The following is a 21,553-nucleotide window of genomic DNA, read 5'->3' on the forward strand; positions in this document are numbered from 1 at the left end:
AGGCGGCATTCCCACGCAGAGCGTGGGAACGATCGTGCGTGACTGCGTAAAGCGCCTGTCGGCCAAGATCGTCCCCACGCTCCGCGTGGGAACGCATCCCGTGACGCTCCGCGTCACCACTGCGCGTGATTCGAACCTCGCACTAACCGACGGGACGCGGAGCGTCCCAGGCGGCATTCCCACGCAGAGCGTGGGAACGATCATCTCAGCGTGATGGGGGCTCCACCCAAAAAAAATGCGCCCCTGAGGGCGCATTTTTTGTTCAGTCAGCAATCGCTATCAAGCAATCGCATCCCACGCACGATCACCGTGCTCATCCTTGATTCGGGTCGGCAACCCCATCACGTCCAGCGCCTTCAAGAACGGCTCAGCCGGCAGTTCCTCGACGTTGACCATGTGCTTCACATCCCACTCGCCACGGGCAACCAGCAGCGCGGCGGCTACCGGTGGCACGCCTGCGGTGTAGGAGATGCCCTGGCTGTCCGTCTCGGCAAAGGCTTCTTCATGGCACGCCACGTTGTAGATGAACATCTCGTGGGGCTGGCCATCCTTGGTGCCTTTGACCAGGTCACCGATGCAGGTCTTGCCGGTGTAGCCCGGAGCGAGCGACGACGGGTCGGGCAGCACGGCCTTGACCACTTTCAATGGCACCACTTCCACGCCTTCGGCGGTGGTGACCGGCTTTTCCGAAAGCAGGCCGAGGTTTTTCAGTACGGTGAACACGTTGATGTAGTGCTCGCCGAAGCTCATCCAGAAACGCACATTGGGCACGTCGAGGTTTTTCGACAGCGAGTGCACTTCATCGTGGCCGGTCAGGTACAGGTTCTGCGAGCCGACGACGGGCAGGTCGTCAGTGCGCTTGACTTCGAACATGGTGTTGCTGGTCCACTGGCTGTTCTGCCAGCTCCACACCTGTCCGGTGAACTCACGGAAGTTGATTTCCGGATCAAAATTGGTGGCGAAGTATTTGCCATGGGAGCCGGCATTGACGTCGAGAATGTCGATCGAATCAATGCGGTCAAAATGCTGTTGCTGCGCCAGCGCGGCATACGCGTTGACGACACCCGGGTCGAAGCCCACGCCAAGGATGGCCGTGATGTTCTTCTGTTTGCACTCTTCCAGGTGGTTCCATTCGTAGTTGCCGTACCACGGCGGGGTCTCGCAGACCTTGCCCGGCTCTTCGTGGATGGCGGTGTCGAGGTAGGCAACGCCCGTATCGATGCAGGCGCGCAGCACCGACATGTTGAGGAACGCGGAACCTACGTTGATGACGATCTGCGATTGGGTCTCGCGGATCAGGGCCTTGGTCGCTTCCACGTCCAGGGCGTTCAGCGCGAAGGCTTGGATGTCGGCGGGAACCTTGAGGCTACCCTTGGCCTTGACGCTGTCGATGATGGCCTGGCATTTGGAGATGTTGCGCGACGCGATAGCAATACGACCGAGTTCGTCGTTGTGCTGCGCGCACTTGTGGGCCACCACCTTGGCGACACCTCCTGCACCAATGATAAGAACGTTCTTTTTCAATTGCTTTATCTCTCCTTTATCCGCCAGCTTACGAAAGGCTGGACAGGTAGTCGTCGTAACCAAATTCACGAACCACCTCGACGGTACCGTCGAGTTGTTTCACTACGATGGACGGCATTTTCAGGCCGTTGAACCAGTTTTTCTTGACCATGGTGTAGCCTGCGGTGTCGATGAACGACAGCCGATCGCCGATGGCCAGCGGACGATCAAATTGATACTCGCCGAAGATGTCACCGGCCAGGCAGGATTTGCCGCACACCATGTAGGTGTGGTCACCCTCGCTCGGCGCCAGCTTGGCGTTGAGGCGGTAGATCAGCAGGTCCAGCAGGTGGGCTTCGATGGAGCTGTCTACCACGGCGAGGTGCTTGCCGTTGTAGAGGGTGTCGAGCACGGTCACTTCCAGGGAGGCGCTGTTGGTGATCGCCGCTTCGCCGGGTTCCAGGTACACCTGCACGCCGTATTTTTCGGAGAAGGCTTTCAAGCGCGCGCAGAATGCGTCCAGCGCATAGCCTTCACCGGTAAAGTGGATGCCGCCGCCGAGGCTGACCCACTGGACCTTGTGCAGCAGCTCACCGAAGCGTTCTTCGATGGTGCCCAGCATCTTGTCGAAGAGGCTGAAGTCGCCGTTCTCGCAGTTGTTGTGGAACATGAAGCCGCTGATCTGCTCGATCACGCCTTCGATCTTCACCGGGTCCCACTCGCCGAGGCGGCTGAACGGACGCGCCGGGTCGGCCAGCAGGTAGTCGGAGCTGCTCACTTGCGGGTTGACGCGCAGGCCGCGGGTCTTGCCTTCGCTGCGCTCGGCAAAACGCTGCAGTTGGCTGATGGAGTTGAAGATGATCTTGTCGCAGTTATCCAACATCTCTTCGATTTCATCGTCGGCCCAGGCCACGCTGTAGGCGTGCGCCTCGCCTTCGAACTTCTGGCGACCGAGCTTCAACTCATACAGCGACGACGAGGTGGTGCCGTCCATGTATTGCTGCATCAGGTCGAATACCGACCAGGTGGCGAAGCACTTGAGGGCCAGCAACGCCTTGGCGCCGGACTGCTCGCGCACGTAAGCAATCTTCTGCATGTTGACCAGAAGTTTCTGTTTATCGATGAGGTAGTACGGCGTTTTGATCATTTTTGAGAGCCTGCGGCGGTGCCTGCCAAAAAAGGACACGCATTGTGCCCGCACTTGGATCAGATCGAAAGGTTAGCGAGCGGAATTCACCGCGCGCGTTTGCAAGTTACGCAGCTTGTGTGACTTTCTATCGCTATGATGGTCCGTCTGGGCAGGTGGTCCTGGAGTTGTCGACGGGAGGTCAAAACCGAAGGGCTCAACCCAAGCTCCCCGCCGTGCTAACGTCTGCTCCTCTGAATCAGCCTGCGCCCACGTCTTTATGAAAATGCCCGACATAGAAGCTATCCAGGCGTTTGTCCTGGTTGCCGAACTCCAGAGCTTTACCCGTGCCGCCGATGTGATTGGCGGCACCCAGGCGGCCATCAGCCTGAAAATCAAGCGCCTGGAAGAAAGCCTCGGCCATAAGTTGCTGGAGCGCACGCCGCGCAAGGTTACGTTGTCTGCCCATGGCCAGATGTTCGTGGCCAATGCCCGGCAATTGCTCGATCACTACCAGAACACATTGAAGTGCTTTGGGCGGCAGAAGCGCACCTTGCGCGTGGGGGTCAGCCATCACATCGTGGGCGCCGACCTCAGTGTCTGGTTGCGCCGCCTGGCCAGCGTCGATCCTGAGGTGGTGGTTGCATTCAGCCTGGGCACCTCGCGTGACATGCTGGTGAACTATGAGCAGGGCAAATTGGATGTGGCAATGATCCTGCGCCATGACAATCGGCGCCAGGACGGAGAAGTGGTGGGGGTCGAGCATTTCGGTTGGATGGCCGCCGAGGGCTTCACGCTGCGCCGGGGTGATGCGTTGCCATTGGCTATCCAGCCCGAGCCCTGTGGGATGCGCAGTATGGCCCTGAGCGCGCTGCAATTGTGCAACCGCTCTTGGGAGGAGGCGTTCGTCGGCAGCGGAATTCTTGCTATCGGTGCTGCGGTGGTCGCTGGAATCGGGGTAGGGGTGATGGTGGAGCGCATGGCGCCGAAGGGATGCGTGGATGCGCAGCAGCGCTTTGATCTGCCACCGCTGCCCGCACGTGAGGTGGTGCTGTATACCGCACAGCGCGATGCTCAGGCGCAGGCGCTGATCCAGGCGTTGAGTGCCGACATTCCGGCTTAAAGCCACAGGCGCCCGAGCGAGGCGATCAGCCAGGTAAGGCTGCCGATGCCAAGCAGGGTGGCAGCGAGTGCGGCGAAGTGGGCCAGTAGCATGCTCATCGGTGACATCACGTATTTCCTTACGGGGGAGGAAGTACGAGTATGAAAATCGCCGAGTAGCTGAAACAGCCGCGTCGCGCTATTTCAATGATAAGTAAAACGATGGGTTGCAGGGCGCGCTGCACCCCCATCGCCATAAAAGCTTCATCTTCCTGGCACCGTCCTGCCACATTGCGCCGCTACTGTCCTCGCCAATGAGATCGATCTCAAGCGAGCGACAATGACTGACTTGAAAGACGTAGCAAGGCTGGCTGGCGTATCACGCGCCACCGCCGCGCGCACTTTTGCTTCCCCCGACCAGGTGCGACCGGCCACCCGTGAACAGGTGTTCGCCGCGGCCCGTGAGCTGGGGTTCCGTCCCAATCTGCTGGGCCGCCAACTGCGCCTGCAAACCACCCGGTTGATCGGCGTGGTGGTGCCCAACTTGCTCAACCCGGTGTTCGCCGAACAGTTCCAGGCCATGGAGCGTGCGGCACGGCTACGCGGTTACAGCCTGCTGTTGGCGACCACCGACTACAGCAGCGAGCGCGAAAGCAGTGTGGTGGAAGAGCTGTTGCGCCAACGGGTCGACGGCTTGGTGCTGACCGTCACCGATGCCGAAAGCAATGCGGTGCTCAGTAGCCTGAATACCGAGAAAACCCCGTTTGTGCTGGCGTATCACCAACCGGGCAATCCCGATTACAGCGCTGTGTCGGTGGACAACCGCGCGGGCATGGCGCTGGCCACCCGCTATTTGCTTGAGGCGGGCCACCGACGCATCAGCATGGTCGCCGGTCCCGCGTTGCAGTCTGACCGTGCGCGCTTGCGTTACGCCGGTTATTGCGACGCGATGCAGGAATACGGCCTGCGCATCCGTCCGGTCATCGAAATGCCCGCCCACACCCAGGCCGAATACGCGGTCATCGCGCCGTTTCTGCAAGGCGCGCAGGCGCCCAGCGCACTGGTGTGTTCCAACGACTTCCTGGCCATCAGCCTGATCGCCGAGCTGCGCCGCAACGCCTGGAACGTGCCCGAACAGTTGTCGGTGATGGGCTTTGACGGGATTGCCCTCGGTACCCAGATGCACCCCACCCTGTGCAGCGTGGTGCAGCCCATCGCGCTGCTCGCCAGCACCGTGATTGACCAATTGTTGGCGCAGATCGCAGGTCTTGCCCCGACGTCCCATTGCCTGCCTTGCCATATCCGGCCGGGCGAAAGTACTCAACCCCATCAGGAGACTCCTAATGCGCACACTGCGTAAAACCCTGGCCGCCGTGCTGCTGTTCGGCACCGCCAGCCTGGCCCAGGCCGCCGAGACCGCGATTTGCTACAACTGCCCGCCGGACTGGGCCGATTGGGGCACGCAGCTGCAGGCCATCGCCGACAGCACGGGGGTGCACGTGCCGCTGGACAACAAGAATTCCGGGCAGTCGCTGGCGCAACTGGTGGCTGAAAAAGCCGCACCGGTAGCGGACGTCGTCTACTACGGCGTGACGTTCGGCCTGCAGGCGCAAAAAGCTGCAGTGGTCGACGCCTACAAACCCAAGGCCTGGGAACAAATCCCGGCAGGCATGAAGGACCCGGCCGGTCACTGGTTCGCGATCCACTCCGGCACCTTGGGCATCATGGTCAATGTTGATGCGCTCGGTGGCCTGCCGGTGCCGCAAAGCTGGGCCGACCTGCTCAAGCCGCAATACAAAGGCATGGTCGGTTACCTTGACCCGTCCAGCGCTTTCGTCGGCTACGTGTCGGCGGTCGCGATCAACCGCGCCATGGGCGGCGACCTGGACAACTTCGCCCCGGCCATCGATTACTTCCAGAAACTGGCGAAAAACGCCCCCATCGTGCCCAAGCAAACTGCGTATGCACGGGTGTTGTCCGGCGAGTTGCCGATCCTGGTGGACTACGACTTCAACGCCTACCGCGCGCGTTACAAGGACAAGGCCAATGTCGCCTTCGTGATCCCCCAGGAAGGCAGCATCAGCGTACCGTATGTCATGAGCCTGGTCGCCAACGCGCCGCACCGTGCCAATGCCGAGAAGGTCCTCGATTTCGTGCTGTCGGACCAAGGCCAGGCACTCTGGGCCAAGGCTTACCTGCGCCCGGTACGCGCGATGAAAATGCCCGCCGATGTTGCCGCGCAGTTCCTGCCCGACAGCGACTACGCCCGCGCCGGGGTGGTGGACTACGCAAAAATGGCCGCCGTGCAGGAAGCTTTTGCCGCCCGTTATTTGAACGAGGTCAAGTAAGTGGCAGCAAAACGCATGACCTGGCCGCTCGCGCCGGCCCTCGCGCTACTGCTCGCGTTCTGGCTATTGCCGCTGGCGCATCTGATGCTGCTCGGCGCCGAGAGCCGTGACGGCCAGGGCAGTGGTTACTGGCAGGTGCTTAGCAGCGCGCAGTATCTGGGCAGCCTCGGGCAAACCCTGGTCCTGGCCGTGGTGGTGACAGCGGTCGCGCTGGTGATCGGTGGCATCAGCGGCGTATTCCTCGCTCGCCAGCAATTCTTCGGGCGTTCGGCGCTGGTCGCGTTGCTCACCTTTCCGTTGGCGTTTCCCGGCGTGGTCGTGGGGTTCCTGGTGATCCTGTTGGCCGGGCGCCAAGGACTGTTCGCCGCACTGGGCCTGCAACTGGCCGGTGAGCGTTGGATCTTTGCCTACTCGCTGGCGGGGCTGTTCGTGGGTTACCTGTACTTCTCGATCCCACGGGTGATCCTCACGGTGATGGCGGCGTGCGAGAGCCTCGACCGCAGCCTGGAAGAAGCGGCCCACTCGCTGGGCGCCGGGCACTGGCGCGTGGTGTGCGATGTGATCGTGCCGGGCCTGGCACCCGCGTTGGCGTCCTGCGGGGCGATCTGTTTTGCCACGTCCATGGGGGCCTTCGGTACGGCCTTTACCTTGGGCACACGACTGAATGTCACCCCGGTGGCGATCTACAACGTATTCACCAACTACGCCAACTTTGCCGTCGCCGCTGCGCTGTCGGTGGTGCTCGGCGCGGTGACCTGGGCGGTGTTGTTGCTCACGCGACGCCTGGTGAAGAACTCGGGGACTGTGCTGTGAAGCGTTCATCTCTGTTTGTCATTCAATTGCTGTTCACCCTGCTGGTATGCGCCTTCATGTTGGTGCCGGTGCTGATGTCGTTGCTGGCCGGGCTGACGCGCAACTTCTTCGTGGGCTTGTCCAGCGGCTTGACCTTCGATTGGTTGCTCCAGGTGTGGCAGGCCTATTCGCCCACGGTGTGGTTGTCGCTGCAACTGGCCCTGGCCTGCGCGGTCGTTGTCTGCGTGATTGGCGTACCTGCGGCCTATGCCCTGGTGCGCATGAACAACCGCTTCAGCCGCGCCTTCGAAGAATTGATGGTGCTGCCGGTGGCGATGCCGGGGTTGGCCAGTGCGTTGGCGTTGCTGTTGACCTACGGCCAGTTCGGCAGCTTTCGCAGCAGCTCGCTGTTCATCCTGGTCGGCCACGTGCTGTTCACCTTGCCGTTCCTGGTCCGCCCGGTGATGGCGGTGATGCAGCGTCAGCAGCTGCCGGTGCTGGAGGAGGCCGCCGCAAGCCTTGGTGCGGGGCCGCTCAAGCGTTTCTTCAGCGTGGTGGTGCCCAACTGCCGGGCAGGGATCCTGGCGGGTGTGCTGATGGTGGTCACCCTGTCCCTGGGTGAGTTCAACCTGACCTGGATGCTCCACACACCGATGACCAAGACCTTGCCCGTTGGCCTGGCCGACAGCTACGCCTCGGCGCGTCTGGAAATAGCCAGTGCCTACACCCTTATCTTTTTGCTGATGATCGTGCCGCTGTTGATTGCGTTGCAGGCCATCAGTGCTCGTTTGTCCCGTGGAGAGCGTCGATGACCGCTATCACCCTTGATCTGAAAGGCTGTCGCAAGGCGTTCGCCGACGGCACCGTGGCCGTGCATGACTTGAACCTGACCGTCGAGGGCGGTGAAACCCTGGCGATTCTCGGGCCTTCCGGATGCGGCAAAACCACCACGCTGCGCCTGATCGCGGGGCTTGAACGCCCGGATGTGGGCCAGGTGTTTTTCGGCGATCAGGATGTCACCCGCCTGCCCATCGAGCGTCGCGACGTGGGCATGGTGTTCCAGAACTATGCGCTGTTTCCCAACCTGGATGTGGCCGGGAACATTGTCTATGGCCTGAAGATTCGCGGCCTGTCGGCGCCCGAGCGCAATAAGCGCTGTGAAGAGTTGCTGGAACTGGTGGGCTTGCAGCACCACGGCAAACGCAGCATCCACGAACTCTCCGGCGGCCAGCGTCAGCGGGTGGCACTGGCCCGTGCCTTGGCGCCACGCCCGAAGGTGTTGCTGCTGGATGAGCCGTTGGCAGCCCTCGACGCGCAACTGCGTGAACGCCTGCGCAGTGAGCTGAATGAACTGCTGCGTGGCCTCGGTATCACCAGCGTGTTTGTCACCCACGACCAGGGCGAAGCCATGGCTCTGGGCGATCGCATCCTGGTGATGGAACACGGCCGTGTCGCCCAGCTGGCCAGCCCCCGCGACATCTACCAGAAGCCGGCCAACGCCTTCGTCGCCGGGTTTGTCGGCAACCTCAATGCCTTCTCGGTGCTCGGGCAAACGCCGCACGGCCTGAAAGTGTGTGGCGGTGAACTGCCGTGGCAGGCGCTCGACCAGCCCGGCACGGTGTATTGCCGCCCCGAACACCTGCGGGTGATGGAAGGCGAAGGGCACTTGTACGGCCACGTGGTGGCGCAGTTTTTCCAGGGCGCGCAAAGCCGCCTGATCGTCGAAGTGGGCGGCCCGCAACCGCTGCTGGTCGACAGCCAGGATAACCAGTTGCATGCCGTTGGCGCGCCGATTGCCCTGGCGATCGCGCCGCACATGTTGTTCACCCTGAATGCTTGAGAATTTATGTTGAATCGTCCTTTTCTAGTCGCGCAGATCAGTGACCTGCACCTCAAAGCCGGCCAGCGCCTCACCTATGGCGTAGTCGATACCCTGGGCGCGCTGCGCCGTGCCGTCGACCATTTGAACGCCAGCCACCCACGGCCCGACATCGTGGTGGTCAGCGGCGACCTGGTGGACTTTGGTCGCGCCGATGAATACGCCGTGCTGCGCCCCGAACTCGCACGCCTGCTCATGCCGTGCTACCTGGTGCCCGGCAATCATGACAACCGCGGGGCGCTGTTGGATGCATTCCCCGAGCATGCCTACCTGCCGGTGTCGGCGGATGGCCCATTGGATTGGGTGGTGGATGAGTATCCGCTGCGTTTGATCGGGCTTGACTCCACGATTCCCGGCGGCCATGGCGGCCAGTTGCTGGACAGCCAGTTGCAATGGCTCGACGAGCAATTGTCGTTACGCCCGCACGCGCCGACTTTGCTGATCCTGCACCACCCGCCGTTTATCAGCGGCATCGGCCATATGGACCGTGAGCCCTTCATCAATGCCGCTGCCCTGGAACAACTCGTCTCGCGCCATCCGCAAGTCGAGCGCCTGTTGTGCGGGCATTTGCACCGTCCCATGCAACGGCGTTTCGGTGGCAGCCTCAGTTGTGTATGCCCCGGCACGTCCCATCAGATCGTGCTGGATTTGCAAGACGCCGCGCCCGCGCATTTCAACCTCGAGCCGGCGGGTTATCTGTTGCATCGCTGGGATGCGCAACACGGCTTGATCAGCCACAACGGCGTGTTCGGGGAATACCCGGGACCGTATCCGTTTTATGACGCCCATGGATTGATTGACTGAGGTCTTACGGAGGTTCACTCGCTCAACTAAGTCTCTGACCGTTCGTTAGCGCACCGGCCCATTCAAGTGCGGTCGCGTGCAACCTGCTGCTTATTTTTTGCGCCCGGAACCTGGATTCCGCGCCGGAGTTCGTCCTGATGAAAGCTACTTTGAATGTATTAAGCGTATTGACCGGCGGCCTCGGCCTGGCCCTGAGCCCCTTGGCCTCGGCTGATTTCCTGGGGGACAGCAAAGCCAACCTGGGCCTGCGCAACTTCTACTTCAACAACGACAACCGTGACGGCGCCGCCGCACCGTCGAAGACCGAAGAGTGGGGCCAGGCGTTTATCCTCAACTATCAATCGGGCTTTACCGACGGCACCGTCGGCTTTGGCCTGGATGCGGTCGGCATGCTCGGTGTGACCCTCGACAGTGGCGCCGGGCGCCACGTCGGCAGTTCGATGATCCCCAGCGATGACGGCAAGGCCACCGACAACTGGGCCCGTGGCGGTGCGACGGCCAAGGCGCGTTTTGCCAAGACCGAAGCGCGTTACGGCTACCTGCGCCCAAACCTGCCGATTCTGGTCAGTAACGATGGTCGCCTGTTGCCGCAGTCCTTCGAGGGCGGGCAAATCACCAGCAAGGACATCGACAACCTGACCCTCATCGGCGGCCAACTGCAACACACCACCGGCCGTGGCTCCAGCGACAGCAGCGGCCTGGCGGCGGCAGGCGGTACCCGGGAAAGCAATAAATTCAACTACGCCGGTGCCGACTACCAAGTGAACAAGGACCTGATGGTCCAGTATTACTACGCCAACCTCGAAGACTATTACCAACAGCACTTCGCCGGCTTGATTCATGTGTTGCCGCTGGGTGACTACGGCTCGCTGAAGACGGATCTGCGCTACTTCAAGACCACGTCCGACGGCAAGAACAGCAGCGCCGCCGGCCGTGCCGAGGGCTACAAGTTCGGCGGCTATACCAAAAACGGCAGCGGTGAAATCGACAACAACACCTGGAGTGCGGCGTTCATCTATTCTCTGGGCCCACACGCGATTACTGCCGGTTACCAGCAGGTGTCAGACGACAGCAACTTCGCCCAACTCAACCAGGGTGGCCTGGTGAACAAAGGCGAGGGCGGTTCCAGTCTGTACCTCTACACCGACCGCACTGTGCAGACGTTCATCCAGGCGGGCGAGCGCACCGCGTTTGCGCAATACGCCTATGACTTTGCCGCCTTGGGTGTACCGGGCTTGAAGGCTTCGGTGATGTACTTGAAGGGTGACCATATCCAGACCGCCAGCGGCCAGGATGCCAGCGAATGGGAACGTGATATTTCCCTGGATTATGTGGTGCAGAGCGGCACCTTCAAGAACGTCGGGTTCGGCTGGCGTAACGGTATGTCACGCAGTGAAGTGGCCAGGGACCAGGATCAGAATCGCTTGTTCGTGAGCTATTCGATTCCCCTGATGTAAACCCTTGTAGTGAGCGGGCTTGCCCCGCGCTGGGTGGCGTAGCCGCCCTAAACCCTATCGCCGCGGTGTTTCAGGAAGCCCCAGGTGCCTGGGGTTGGGGCGGCTGCGCCGCCCAGCGCGGCAAGCCCGCTCACTACAACGACCACAAACGTACAAGAGTGTTGCCAATCGCCCTCAGTAGACTCAAGGCATTCTTTTTACTGCAGGTTCCCCATGGATATCTTCCTCTACGCCTTCAGCGTCATGTACAGCCCTGGCCCGGTGAATTTCATGGGCCTCAACGCCGGGCTCACCGGTCAGTTTCGTCGCTCTACCGGGTTCTTCGCCGGCGTGGGGTGCGCGATGTTGGTGTTGTTCGTGCTGTTTGGCTACACCGGCGAAGCGATTATTTCCCACGCGGCATTGCCGTACATTTCCCTGGTGGGCGGGGTGTACACCTTGTACCTCGCCTATCAGGTGTTCACCGCCCGTACGGTAGTGGAAGAAGACACTTCAACGGCACCGGCCAAAACCCTCACGTTCTGGAATGGCCTGGTGATCCAGCTGCTCAACCCTAAGGGCATCATGGCGGTGTTGCCGATCACCAGCGTGATGTTGCCGGCGGCGCATATCACCGGGCTGGCCATTGCCAGTGTTTCTGCCGCGTTGGCCTTCGCAGCGTTCGGTGCGCCGTGGATGTATGCGTTGCTCGGGGCTTTGTTGGGGCGGCGGATCAATGGCGCGTCGGCGTTCACGTTGTTCAATCGCTGCATGGGTGTGGCCCTGGCGGTCTGTGCCTATTTTATGTTTCTCGCGTTTTACAGGCATCTGAGTGCAACGTGAGGAGAACTTGTGTTTGTCTCAAATAGTATGAGTTTGTCTCACTATCGCGCCGCTCCTTTGCTGTTAGGGTCAAGCGATGAAATCCGTGGTTTGACCCAGGGGGAGAGTGATGAGCTTACCTGCACAACCGGCCGAGGCGGTCGTTGAATTTTGGAAACGGGCCGGACCCAAGCGTTGGTTCGCCAAGGACGCTGCGTTTGACGCGGCCTTTCGCGACACCTTCTACGAAACCCATATGCAGGCTGCCCGTCGCGAACTGGAAGACTGGCTGGCGTCGGCAGAGGGCACGTTGGCCTTGCTGATTCTGCTGGATCAATACCCACGCAATGCCTTTCGCGGCACCGCGCATATGTTCGCCACCGACCCCCTGGCGCGGCTGTATGCCCGGCGCATGGTGGACGCGGGGTTGGATAAGCTGATCGAACCTGAGCTACGTGCGTTCTGTTATTTGCCGTTCGAGCATTCCGAAGACCCGGCGGATCAGCAGCGCTCGCTGGCGCTGAATCAGCGACTGGATGCCCGTACCTTTCATTGGGCCAAGGAGCACGCGAACATCATCGAACGGTTCGGGCGTTTTCCCCATCGCAACGCGGTGCTGGCCAGGGCTACCACCGAACCGGAGCAGGCGTTCCTCAAGGCGGGTGGTTTTGCGGGTTAAGCCTCGGTAGGTGTCGCTGTGTTCTTGGGCTCGGTCGAGCGAAATCGCCGCAGACCCTTGAGGTCGATCGCCCAGCGCAGGGCCTCGGTGGCCGAAGGACGGGGGCCTTGGCTGATCGCGTGTTCATCCTGGGTCAATGCGCCGAGGTAGCCCTGAGCGCCGCTGCGCTCGCTCCAATAGTGGGTGTGGCTGAGCCAGGAGCGTGCGAGCCAGCCTTTGCAGCGACCCACAGTGACCGGCAAATCCAGCACGCCATTGCCCATCACCGGCTTGACCGGGCCGCCGACGATGTCGCCAAACAGGCCGTAAGGTGCGGGGAAGTAGAGGTTGGTCCAGCGCGTCACCGCAAATGCGGCGGCATGGTGCAGGTAGAGCGGGGTGAAAGCCTGCCCACCGAGCATGACCGGTTGGCGGGCGCTGTAACCGTAGCCTTGGTCATCCTTGGTGGGCGGGCAGGCCGGGGCTTCACGACGTTCCATGCGTTGCTTGAAGTCGCTGACGCTGCGGCCCAGCAACAGGCTGGCATGCGCCATCGGGCTGCCCACGGTGACCAGGTCGGTGATACGCCAGGGGTTGCCCAGGTTGCGTTGTTCGATAAAGGCCGCGGCCTGTTGTTCGCGAAATCTCAGGGTGCTGCCCAGGCCGCCATCAAGGGCCGCGCCGGCATCGGGCAGCGCTTGCTTGAGCACCGGTTGCAGCGGTTCGTGGTTGGCGTAGCGTCTGGCCAATTCGTGATTGCTGGGGATGACCTTGTTCAGTTGATCGTGATGCTCGTGCCACAGGTAACCGACGATGTCGTAGGCAATCACGCTGCCCAGGCTGTGGCCGACCACGATGATCCGGTCGTAGTCACCCTGGTTATGCAGGGCGCGCAACAGCGCTACGCCATCGGCGCGGATCTGTTCGCGCACCACGACATTCTGCGGGTTGGGGCTCAGGTATCGCGCCGCATCACCCAGGTAGGACAGGGCGGAATAGCGTAATCCGAGGCCGATGGCGCCCAGTAGCAGCGGCACCAGCGCGAAGGGGTTGTCGGTGTGATCGACGCGGCCCCAGGTCGTGGCCAGGGTGCCGCTGGCGATCAGCAGCAAAAGTGCCAGCACGGTCCAACGCGTGGTGCGCCAGATAGGCACGATCGCGTCGGGAATATCCCGGCGCGGGCGCTTGAAGAGGTCCCACAACCAGCTCAGCAGGTGGCCAAGCTTGGTGCCCTGCATCTTGTGGGCCCAATAATATTCGTAGAAGTCGGTGGACGTGCGGCCTGGCGACTTCAATACGCGCAGGTCGAAATTGCGCGACAACCGATCCGGCTTGCTCCAGTAGAAGGGTTTTGCGTCGGGCGTGTTCGCCGGGATCATGGCGTCCACAAAGCCATGCAGGGTGTCCATCGGGCGCTGTTCGCCGATGCCGTGGATGACCACAACCGCTTGTTTCATGTGCTATTCATTCCTTGAAGGCCACGAAGGGGGAGCAATGTCGAGAAATCGCGAATAGCCATAATATTGCCACTACCCGTGCTATTCCTGCCAGGAATGCCCCCATAAAAAACCCGCATTTTCTTTACCAACACATATCTCGTAGCGTGGCATTTCACCCAAGGAGACTCGCCATGCAGTCGTTACGCCTCTACGTTGACGCTCAATTCACCAGCCCCTATGCGATGTCGGTATTCGTCACCCTGCACGAGAAGGGGTTGGCGTTCGACACCCGTACCCTGGACCTGGACGCCGCACAACACCAGGCGAAGGACTACACCGAGCTGTCGGTGACGCAGCGCGTGCCGACGTTGCTGGACGGTGACTTTGCCCTGTCGGAGTCCTCGGCGATCACTGAATACCTCGAACAGGTCTACCCCGGGACGCCGGTGTACCCGGCTGACCCCAGGCAGCGGGCGAGGGCGCGGCAAGTCCAGGCGTGGTTGCGCAGCGACTTGCTGCCGATTCGTCAGGAACGCTCGACGCTGGTGGTGTTTTACGGCGCGAAAATGCCGCCCCTGTCGCCCGTGGCGCAAGCCGCTGCGCACAAGTTGCTCAGTGCGGCGCAGGCGTTGTTGGCGGGCAACCCGGCGTACTTGTTCGGCGAGTGGTCGATTGCCGATGTGGACCTGGCGGTGATGCTCAACCGGCTGATCCTCAACGGTGACGAGGTGCCGGCCGAGCTGGTGGCGTATGCCGAGCGTCAGTGGCAGCGCCCGTCGGTGCAGGCCTGGGTCAACCTGCAACGCCCGGCGCTGTAAGCGGCGACAGCCATTCGTGGGCGACACGCCGGTCGAGGTCTTCCCAATCAGCCATGCCCAGCACGCGGGTGGTGTTCAAGCCACGCAGGTAACCGCGCAGTTGCTGGGCGCTGGCGTAGCGCTCGTCGGCGTCGGCCGTTTCGTCCTGCAGCACGGCTTCATAATCGACCAGGTAATCGGCGACCCGCTCGCGAAACTCCGGCAATACGGCTTCGCGAATGCGGTCGAAGGTTTTCTGGTGCGGCTTCATGGCGTGGTCCTTATAAGTTTTATTGAAAGCGGGCGGTGTAACACTATCGGTTCAAATGATAGTCACCATCAAGGATCGCAAGTTCTGTTTTTGCTGGAAAAGGGGAGAATTGCACCATCGAGACGCTGCTCAAGGAAATGCGCGATGAGGACGATAATCCAACTGGGTTTGATGATGTTGATGCTGGGTTCGGTGGTCATGACCACCCCGGTTAGTGCCGATGAACTGCGTACGGGCCATTTGCTGCCACTCGTGGGTAGCGTAGACTCCCTGGCGCACGCGCAGTCGGTGGGGGTGTTATACAGCGAAAACACCCGCGACAACCTCCGCTACCTTGAGCGCTACCACGCCATGGCCATGAACGGCGCCAAGGATGCCCTTGACGGACGTATCCGCGAGGCATTCGTCAACAGCTCCGATCCGGAGTTGGCCATCGATTGGCTATTGGGTTCGCTGCAGGGCACTTTTTTGTCCGTCACGGTCTATAGCAGCCTGGATGAGCTGGTGCAGGCGCACCCGGACGTAGTGGTGATGCTCGATACCCATAACCAACTGCTGACCCCGCGCAATGACTGGGTGGAAGCAAGCTTTACCGCACGGTTCTATGACGCGGACTTGCAATACATCGCCAAGGCCGAAGGTTCGGTGCACAAGCAGGTGTCATCGGTGTGGGTGCATGACAAGGCGGCGCCCGAGATCGCCGCGCAGATCGAGCAGCAGCGCGATGTGCAGCAAGATGCCTTGAGGCAGTTTGATGTGTCGCTCAAGGCGTTGGTCCGAGCGGGTTGATGTGAACTTTTTTCAGTTATTTTCAGGAATTTCTATGCGCTCTTTTTTCGCCCCGGCCCTGGCCTTTGCTTCTTTGGGACTGACCGGTTGTGTTTCCGCCCCCAATGCTCCGACCTTGACCCTGCAAACCAGCAAGACACCTGAAGGCTACGTGCAGTGCGTATTGCCCACGCTTGAAAAGCACGGCATCACCTCCACCGTGACGCAGAACTCGCGCCACGCCAAGGTGCTGCTGACCAGCAAGTTCGCTGCTGATGATGTGCTGGAAGCCTACAAGTCCCAGGACGGCACCAAAGTGTTCCTGTATGAGCGCAAGCCACTGGCATCGGCGATCACGCCCTCCCGGCTGGAACAGGCAGCCAAAGACTGCCAGTAACCTGTAGTGAGCGGGCTTGCCCCGCGCTGGGTTGCGTAGCAGCCCCAAAACCAGGCGCCTCGGTCTTTCTGAACCACCGCAGCGGCAGGGTTTAGGGCGGCTTCGCCACCCAGCGCGGGGCAAGCCCGCTCACTACAAGGTTTTCAGGGTTTCGCTTCGCTGCTGAAACTGTCGACCGCCCTGACCAGGCCCTTGGCCGCCAACGCCACCAACTCACCGCCTTTTTCCACGGTCGCCAGGGCCGGGTCCGAGCCCATGCGTCCGTCGGGGAAGCGTGCGCGGAAGTCCAGCGCCTCGCGGATCGGACCGGTGTTGGCAATCTGCGGCGAATAATCGGCTGACTTGATCGACTCCGGATACGCCCACTGCGTGACCGCGATCTCCGACGGCGTGGCATGGCTGCCATGGCCCACCGGGAATTGGCGGTGCGCCAGATCGCCGACACCTTCAAGGTCCCACCAGTTCACCAGTTTCAGCGCAAACCCGGCTTCGCGACGGGCGTAGCTGGCCTCGGCATACAGTTCGGAAAACGCGGCCTCGATGGTGGCGATATTGCCGCCATGGCCGTTCAGAAACAGGATCTTCTCGAAACCGTGCCCGGCCAGTGAGCGCACCCAATCGCCAATCGCGGCGATAAAGGTGGAAGGGCGCAGCGAGATGGTGCCGGGAAAGCCCAGGTGATGCTGGGCCATGCCGATATTGAAGGTGGGGCCGATCAGGATGTCGGCGTTCTTCTGTGCCTCATGGGCGATGATCTCCGGGCACATCCAGTCGGTGCCCAGGAGGCCGGTCGGGCCATGTTGTTCATTGGAACCAATGGGGATCACGACCGTGCGGCTGCGCTCCAGAAACTGCCCGATTTCGATCCAGGTGGACTTGTGTAGAAGCATGCGGCGCTCTCTTTTATCGGTGGGGACAGGCTATCCACCACGGATTGTACGACTACTGGCCACCTGTTGGGGTTTGCAATTGAGGTAGGTCGAGGACTTCAGCCAATGCCGGTCCGGGTACCAGGAAAACATGAATTGCCCATCCTTGAGCTTGTCCACCACCTGACGCGCCACTTGCGGGCGTACGGCCGGGCAACCCTGGCTGCGCCCGATGCGGCCTTCGCGTTTGCTCCAGGCCGGGTTGACGTAGTCGGCGGCGTGAATCACCAGCGCACGGTCGCGGGCCTGGTCATTGAAACCGGGCTCCAGGCCGTCCATGCGCAATGAATAACCGTGGGTGCCCAGGTAACTTTCCTGGGTGCGAAACAGCCCCAGGCTGGACTGGTGGCTGCCCTCGCGGTTGGAAAACTGCGTGGCGAAGTTTTCCCCGGATTTTGCGCCATGGGCCACCAGGTCACGCAGCACCAGGGTTTTCTTGCGCAAATCGAAGATCCACAGGCGACGAGCGGTCGAGGGTTGCGAGTAGTCGATAACCGCCAGGCGATCGGAGCGTTCTTCACCATTATTGACCGCACACTGCACGGCGTTCAGGGCGCTTTTCAATACGGTGGGATTGAGTTCTGGAGCCGAGCGCGCCAGGCTGTTATACAGGGAGGGAGGATTGCCATTGGCGGCGATCGCAGCCTGGCTCAGTACGGCCAGGCTTATGGCAGCCAGGCCGAGGCGACGGATAAAAGTCAGCATCTACAGTACATCCCCCCACTGTGGATTGGAGCAAAGTCATTGTTCAAAAAACACGCATGTTACTTGAGCATTTGCTTGCTCGTTGCACCACTGGTCGCGACAGCCGAACTGTTGCCGACAGACGCAGTCCCTGTCGCGCCATCCAGCCCAATCCAACTGGCCCTGGCGCAACTGCCAAGCGTCTGCCCCGACCTGGCGCCGCACATCGACGCTGCCGCACTGCTGCGGTTGCAGGCGTTCTACCAGCAGCAGGGCGACGCTCCGTTGTGGGCAAGCGGTGAACGCCGTTCAGCGTTGCAGGCCCAGCTGCAGTTGCTGGCCGACGATGGCCTGGATCCCACCCACTATAGCCTGCCTGCCGTAGACGCCACGGCCAACGTGCTGTGCAGCGATATCGACAGCAGCCGCCAGTACCTGCAAGCCCTGCAGGACCTGCATTACGGTCGCCTGCAGCAATCGCGGTTCGAGCCGCTATGGCATGCGCTGCCGCCGGCCCGTGACCCGGACACCGTGGTGCTGGCGTTTGCCGCCACGGGGTTGCAAGACATGGCGCAAGCGTTCGATCAGGCCCGCCCCAGCGCGGATTTGTATCGCAGCCTGCGCAATGCTTACGCGACCGTGCGCCTGCAACCCTTGCCGCATTGGGACCCGGTCGCCAACGGCCCCTTGCTGCGCCCCGGCATGGAAGATCCGCGTGTGCCGGAACTGGCGCGCCGCTTGTTCAGCGGCGGCTACCTGGCCAAGGCGAGCCCCGGAAACGGCAAGCAGTACCGGGACGAGTTGGTCAAGGCGGTGAAGGCGTTCCAGGCCAGCCACTCATTGCAAGCGGATGGCGTGATCGGCGCGGGGACCGTCGCCGAACTCAATATCAGCCCGGCCATGCGTCGCGAACAACTGCGCATCAACCTCGAGCGTTTCCGCTGGCTGGCCCAGGACCTGGAACCCGAAGGGGTGGTGGTGAACGTCGCGGCGGCGCAACTGAGCGTCTACCAAAGCGGTATCCCGGTGTGGCAGACGCGCCTGCAGGTGGGCCGCGCCGAACGCCAGACGCCGCTGCTCAAGTCGCGCATCACCCGGTTGACCCTCAACCCCACCTGGACCATCCCGCCGACCATCATGCGCGAGGACAAACTCCCGGCCATTCGTCTGAACCCCGAGTATTTGCGCCAGCAAAACCTGCAGGTGCTCGATGCCCAAGGTCACCCGTTGACGGCAGACCAGGTGGACTGGTCGCGCCCGGGCAACATTCTTCTGCGCCAGGACGCCGGCCCGCGTAACCCGTTGGGCCGGATAGTGATGCGCTTTCCCAACCCGTATTCGGTGTACCTGCACGACACGCCCAGCCAGCCGTTGTTTACCAAAGGGCCGCGAGCGTTCAGTTCGGGCTGTGTGCGGGTGGAGCAACCGTTGCTGTTGCGCGACCTGCTGGTGAGCCCGGCCGAACGGACGCGCACCGATGAGTTGCTGGCCACCGGGTTGACCCATGAGTTCAGGCTGGCCACACCGGTGCCGGTGCTGCTGGGGTATTGGACGGTTGAGGTGAATCGTGAGGGTGGCTTGGTGTACGCGCCCGATATCTATGGGCGCGACCCGGTGTTGATCAAGGCGATGGGGGCGGTGCTCTAGGGGCTGCCCAGCGCCCGTTGGGCGGCGTTACTCGGGGATCAATTGCTGGCGGCATTCCAGCACCAGCCGGGCGCCGCCCAGTTCACTGGTGCCGACCTCCAGCTTGAAGCCATGCAGGTTGATGATCGCCGCGACGATCGAGAGACCCAAGCCGAAGCCGCCCTGCTGATCGCTTTCATCCACCCGATAGAAGCGTTGGAACACCGATTTGCGTTCGGCCACCGGAATGCCGGGGCCGGAGTCGAGTACTTCGATCCGCGTGCTGCCCATGTCCGTGGCGGCGCGCAGGATGACTTTGCCCCCGGAGGGGGTGAACTTGATCGAGTTGCTCAACAGGTTGCTCAAGGCTTCGAACAGCAACGCGCGGTCGCCGGTGATCCACGGCAGGGATTCGGGGATCTGCAGCACCAATTCCACTTCGCCTTCTTCCGCCAGGGGCAGGTAGAAATCATGCAGTTCGCGCAGCAGCGGCAACGGGTCCATCACCAGAAAACCCGAGCGCCGCTGGTGGTCTTCCAGCTCGGAGATGCGCAGCAGCCCGCGAAAGCGCGCCATCAGGGTGTCGGTCTCGGCGATGGCGTCATCCAGTTTCACCGCGTGGGCGGAGTCTTCTTCGGCTTGTTGCTTGATGCGGTAGAGCTGGGCGCGCAAGCGTGTCAGCGGGGTGCGCAGGTCATGGGCAATGTTGTCGCAGACACCCTTGACCTCGTTCATCAGTTTTTCGATGCGGTCGAGCATGGCGTTGACGATGGCCGCCAGCATATCCAGTTCGTCACGCCGATTGGACAGCGGCAGGCGGTGTGTCAGGTCGCCGGCGACGATGGCCTCGGCGCTGGCCTGAATCCCGCGAATGCGCCGTAGCGGCTGGCGCCGCAATAGATGCCAACCGGCCGCGCCGGGGATGATCGTCAGGGACAGTGCCCACAACAGGGCATGCCAGATGATCCGGGTGACACCGAACAATGAGCCGTTGGCGCGCACCAGTACCAGCCAGCGGCCGTCTTCGGTGTGGGTGGCGACGGCGTCGCAGCTGTCCTTGGGCAGCTTGGGGTCGTTGGAGTCGACGCAATTGGCCAGGGCGTGGATCTTGCCGTCCAGGGGCAGGTCGGGCGGCACCGCACGGATCGGCCCGCTCAATGGGCGGAACTGTTCATCGAACAGGCCGTAGGCGTCCACGCCCTTCATGTCGAAGGTCATGCTGGTGGTCAGTGCCTCGACCAGTTCCTCGCCGTCAAAACGCTGGAACAGGTGCTGACGCTGCATCAGGGAGTGACGCGACAAGTCGCCCAGGTAGCCCGAGACCTCGTAGTACAGCACCCCCATGAGGATGCAGCTCCACGCCACGAACAACGAACTGTACAGCGCCAGCAAGCGGCTGCTGGAGGAGCGCCAGCCCTTAGAGGGGTTCAGCAATGACATACCCGGAACCTCGTACCGTGCGGATCAACGGCGTGAGGCCCGGTGGATCGATTTTTTTGCGCAGGCGACCGATGTGCACGTCGATCAGATTGGTGCCGGGATCGAAGTGGTAACCCCAGACTTCTTCGAAGATCATCATCCGCGACAGGATCTGCCCGGTGTTGCGCATCAGGAATTCCAGCAGTTTGTATTCGGTGGGCAACAGGCTCAGCGGCTGTTCGGCACGGCTGGCTTCGCGAGTGATCAGGTTCAGTTCCAGGTCGGCCACGCGCAGGGCGGTTTCGAGTTCCTTGACCGTGCTTTTGCGCCGCAGCAGCACTTCGACCCGGGCGGCCATTTCATCGGAGGCGAACGGTTTGGTCAGGTAATCATCGCCACCGGCACGCAGGCCGCGTACACGCTCGTCGACGTCGGAGAGGGCGCTGATCATCAGGATCGGCGTCGACACCCCGATGGTCCGCAGCGTGGTGACGATGGCCAGGCCATCGAGTTCCGGCAGCATGCGGTCGAGGGTGATCAGGTCGTAATCCCCGCTCACGGCACGGACCAGGCCTTCGCGGCCGTTGTCTACCCAATCGACATCCAGTCCATGGCTACTCAGCTCGGCGACGATCTCGCGGGCCGTTACGGCGTCATCCTCGATGGTCAAAATGCGTGTCATAGGATTACCTGGTGAGCGTTCACACTAGAAGTGGGGGCATTTTGCCAAGAAATGATAGCGGGCTTACTAAAA

The 21,553-nt window shown here is 61.7% G+C and carries 22 protein-coding genes; 14 read left to right on the top strand and 8 right to left on the bottom strand.

Annotated features, from left to right (window positions below):
* Nucleotides 1-279: 279 nt before the first annotated feature.
* The gene (locus JBE38_RS23430; RefSeq protein ID WP_060757203.1) at nt 280-1,524 is read right to left on the bottom strand and encodes a saccharopine dehydrogenase family protein; all 1,245 of its coding nucleotides are present in this window, start codon (nt 1,522-1,524) and stop codon (nt 280-282) included.
* A 28-nt stretch (nt 1,525-1,552) separates the two neighbouring features.
* The gene (locus JBE38_RS23435; RefSeq protein ID WP_090371620.1) at nt 1,553-2,650 is read right to left on the bottom strand and encodes a carboxynorspermidine decarboxylase; all 1,098 of its coding nucleotides are present in this window, start codon (nt 2,648-2,650) and stop codon (nt 1,553-1,555) included.
* A 265-nt stretch (nt 2,651-2,915) separates the two neighbouring features.
* Between JBE38_RS23435 and JBE38_RS23440 the strand changes: the two genes are divergently transcribed.
* The 10 genes from JBE38_RS23440 to JBE38_RS23485 all read left to right on the top strand — a co-directional run bounded on the left by JBE38_RS23440 (nt 2,916) and on the right by JBE38_RS23485 (nt 12,490).
* Nucleotides 2,916-3,752 (top strand): LysR family transcriptional regulator, encoded by an 837-nt coding sequence (locus JBE38_RS23440; RefSeq protein WP_081087103.1) that lies wholly within the window; start codon nt 2,916-2,918, stop codon nt 3,750-3,752.
* A 318-nt stretch (nt 3,753-4,070) separates the two neighbouring features.
* Nucleotides 4,071-5,090, top strand: coding sequence for a LacI family DNA-binding transcriptional regulator (locus JBE38_RS23445; RefSeq protein ID WP_090371616.1), 1,020 nt, complete (start codon nt 4,071-4,073; stop codon nt 5,088-5,090).
* Nucleotides 5,074-6,078 (top strand): ABC transporter substrate-binding protein, encoded by a 1,005-nt coding sequence (locus JBE38_RS23450; protein ID WP_090371614.1) that lies wholly within the window; start codon nt 5,074-5,076, stop codon nt 6,076-6,078. The genes JBE38_RS23445 and JBE38_RS23450 overlap by 17 nt, the downstream gene beginning before the upstream one ends.
* A 15-nt stretch (nt 6,079-6,093) precedes the next feature.
* Nucleotides 6,094-6,891, top strand: a complete 798-nt coding sequence (locus tag JBE38_RS23455) for an ABC transporter permease (protein ID WP_060757197.1) — start codon at nt 6,094-6,096, stop codon at nt 6,889-6,891.
* The gene (locus JBE38_RS23460; RefSeq protein ID WP_090371610.1) at nt 6,888-7,682 is read left to right on the top strand and encodes an ABC transporter permease; all 795 of its coding nucleotides are present in this window, start codon (nt 6,888-6,890) and stop codon (nt 7,680-7,682) included. Before JBE38_RS23455 ends, JBE38_RS23460 begins: the two co-directional genes overlap by 4 nt.
* Nucleotides 7,679-8,710, top strand: coding sequence for an ABC transporter ATP-binding protein (locus JBE38_RS23465; protein WP_205345234.1), 1,032 nt, complete (start codon nt 7,679-7,681; stop codon nt 8,708-8,710). Before JBE38_RS23460 ends, JBE38_RS23465 begins: the two co-directional genes overlap by 4 nt.
* 9 nt (nt 8,711-8,719) lie before the next feature.
* Nucleotides 8,720-9,553, top strand: a complete 834-nt coding sequence (locus JBE38_RS23470) for a phosphodiesterase (RefSeq protein WP_090372435.1) — start codon at nt 8,720-8,722, stop codon at nt 9,551-9,553.
* A gap of 137 nt (nt 9,554-9,690) precedes the next feature.
* On the top strand, nt 9,691-11,010 hold the full coding sequence (locus tag JBE38_RS23475; RefSeq protein WP_090371606.1) for an OprD family porin: 1,320 nt from the start codon (nt 9,691-9,693) through the stop codon (nt 11,008-11,010).
* Between the two features lie 213 nt (nt 11,011-11,223).
* On the top strand, nt 11,224-11,832 hold the full coding sequence (locus JBE38_RS23480; RefSeq protein ID WP_104993422.1) for a LysE family translocator: 609 nt from the start codon (nt 11,224-11,226) through the stop codon (nt 11,830-11,832).
* 109 nt (nt 11,833-11,941) lie between these two features.
* Nucleotides 11,942-12,490, top strand: a complete 549-nt coding sequence (locus JBE38_RS23485) for a DUF924 family protein (RefSeq protein ID WP_060757192.1) — start codon at nt 11,942-11,944, stop codon at nt 12,488-12,490.
* On the opposite strand, the gene JBE38_RS23490 is transcribed toward JBE38_RS23485, so the two are convergent.
* A complete protein-coding gene (locus JBE38_RS23490) occupies nt 12,487-13,926 on the bottom strand; it encodes a hypothetical protein (protein WP_205345235.1) in 1,440 nt (479 codons plus the stop codon). The genes JBE38_RS23485 and JBE38_RS23490 overlap by 4 nt on opposite strands.
* 173 nt (nt 13,927-14,099) lie before the next feature.
* On the opposite strand from JBE38_RS23490, the gene yfcF reads away from it, so the two are divergent.
* The gene (gene yfcF / locus JBE38_RS23495; RefSeq protein WP_205345236.1) at nt 14,100-14,726 is read left to right on the top strand and encodes a glutathione transferase; all 627 of its coding nucleotides are present in this window, start codon (nt 14,100-14,102) and stop codon (nt 14,724-14,726) included.
* On the opposite strand, the gene JBE38_RS23500 is transcribed toward yfcF, so the two are convergent.
* Nucleotides 14,701-14,976: a hypothetical protein gene (locus JBE38_RS23500; RefSeq protein WP_060757189.1), complete on the bottom strand. Its 276-nt coding sequence runs from the start codon at nt 14,974-14,976 to the stop codon at nt 14,701-14,703. The genes yfcF and JBE38_RS23500 overlap by 26 nt on opposite strands.
* Before the next feature lie 144 nt (nt 14,977-15,120).
* Here JBE38_RS23500 and JBE38_RS23505 point away from each other — a divergent pair, with 144 nt between their 5' ends.
* Entirely contained in the window at nt 15,121-15,765 is a 645-nt protein-coding gene (locus JBE38_RS23505) for a hypothetical protein (protein WP_060757188.1), read from the top strand.
* A gap of 34 nt (nt 15,766-15,799) precedes the next feature.
* The gene (locus JBE38_RS23510) at nt 15,800-16,141 is read left to right on the top strand and encodes a hypothetical protein (protein WP_090371598.1); all 342 of its coding nucleotides are present in this window, start codon (nt 15,800-15,802) and stop codon (nt 16,139-16,141) included.
* Between the two features lie 143 nt (nt 16,142-16,284).
* On the opposite strand, the gene JBE38_RS23515 is transcribed toward JBE38_RS23510, so the two are convergent.
* Both JBE38_RS23515 and JBE38_RS23520 read right to left on the bottom strand, forming a co-directional pair.
* Complete coding sequence (locus JBE38_RS23515) at nt 16,285-17,031, bottom strand: creatininase family protein (RefSeq protein ID WP_060757186.1); 747 nt, start codon at nt 17,029-17,031, stop codon at nt 16,285-16,287.
* A 30-nt stretch (nt 17,032-17,061) separates the two neighbouring features.
* Nucleotides 17,062-17,775 carry a murein L,D-transpeptidase catalytic domain family protein gene (locus tag JBE38_RS23520; RefSeq protein WP_126870731.1) on the bottom strand — a complete coding sequence of 238 codons (714 nt, stop codon included), beginning with the start codon at nt 17,773-17,775 and terminating at the stop codon, nt 17,062-17,064.
* Between the two features lie 39 nt (nt 17,776-17,814).
* Between JBE38_RS23520 and JBE38_RS23525 the strand changes: the two genes are divergently transcribed.
* Complete coding sequence (locus JBE38_RS23525) at nt 17,815-19,401, top strand: L,D-transpeptidase family protein (protein ID WP_205345237.1); 1,587 nt, start codon at nt 17,815-17,817, stop codon at nt 19,399-19,401.
* A gap of 27 nt (nt 19,402-19,428) precedes the next feature.
* Here the strand turns inward: JBE38_RS23525 and JBE38_RS23530 are convergent, their stop codons facing one another.
* Both JBE38_RS23530 and JBE38_RS23535 read right to left on the bottom strand, forming a co-directional pair.
* On the bottom strand, nt 19,429-20,820 hold the full coding sequence (locus JBE38_RS23530; RefSeq protein WP_060757183.1) for a sensor histidine kinase: 1,392 nt from the start codon (nt 20,818-20,820) through the stop codon (nt 19,429-19,431).
* Nucleotides 20,798-21,481, bottom strand: coding sequence for a response regulator transcription factor (locus JBE38_RS23535; protein WP_060757182.1), 684 nt, complete (start codon nt 21,479-21,481; stop codon nt 20,798-20,800). The genes JBE38_RS23530 and JBE38_RS23535 overlap by 23 nt, the downstream gene beginning before the upstream one ends.
* Nucleotides 21,482-21,553: the final 72 nt, after the last annotated feature.

The sequence above is a fragment of the Pseudomonas sp. ICBG1301 genome (genome assembly GCF_016918385.1).
GTDB lineage: Bacteria > Pseudomonadota > Gammaproteobacteria > Pseudomonadales > Pseudomonadaceae > Aquipseudomonas > Aquipseudomonas palleroniana.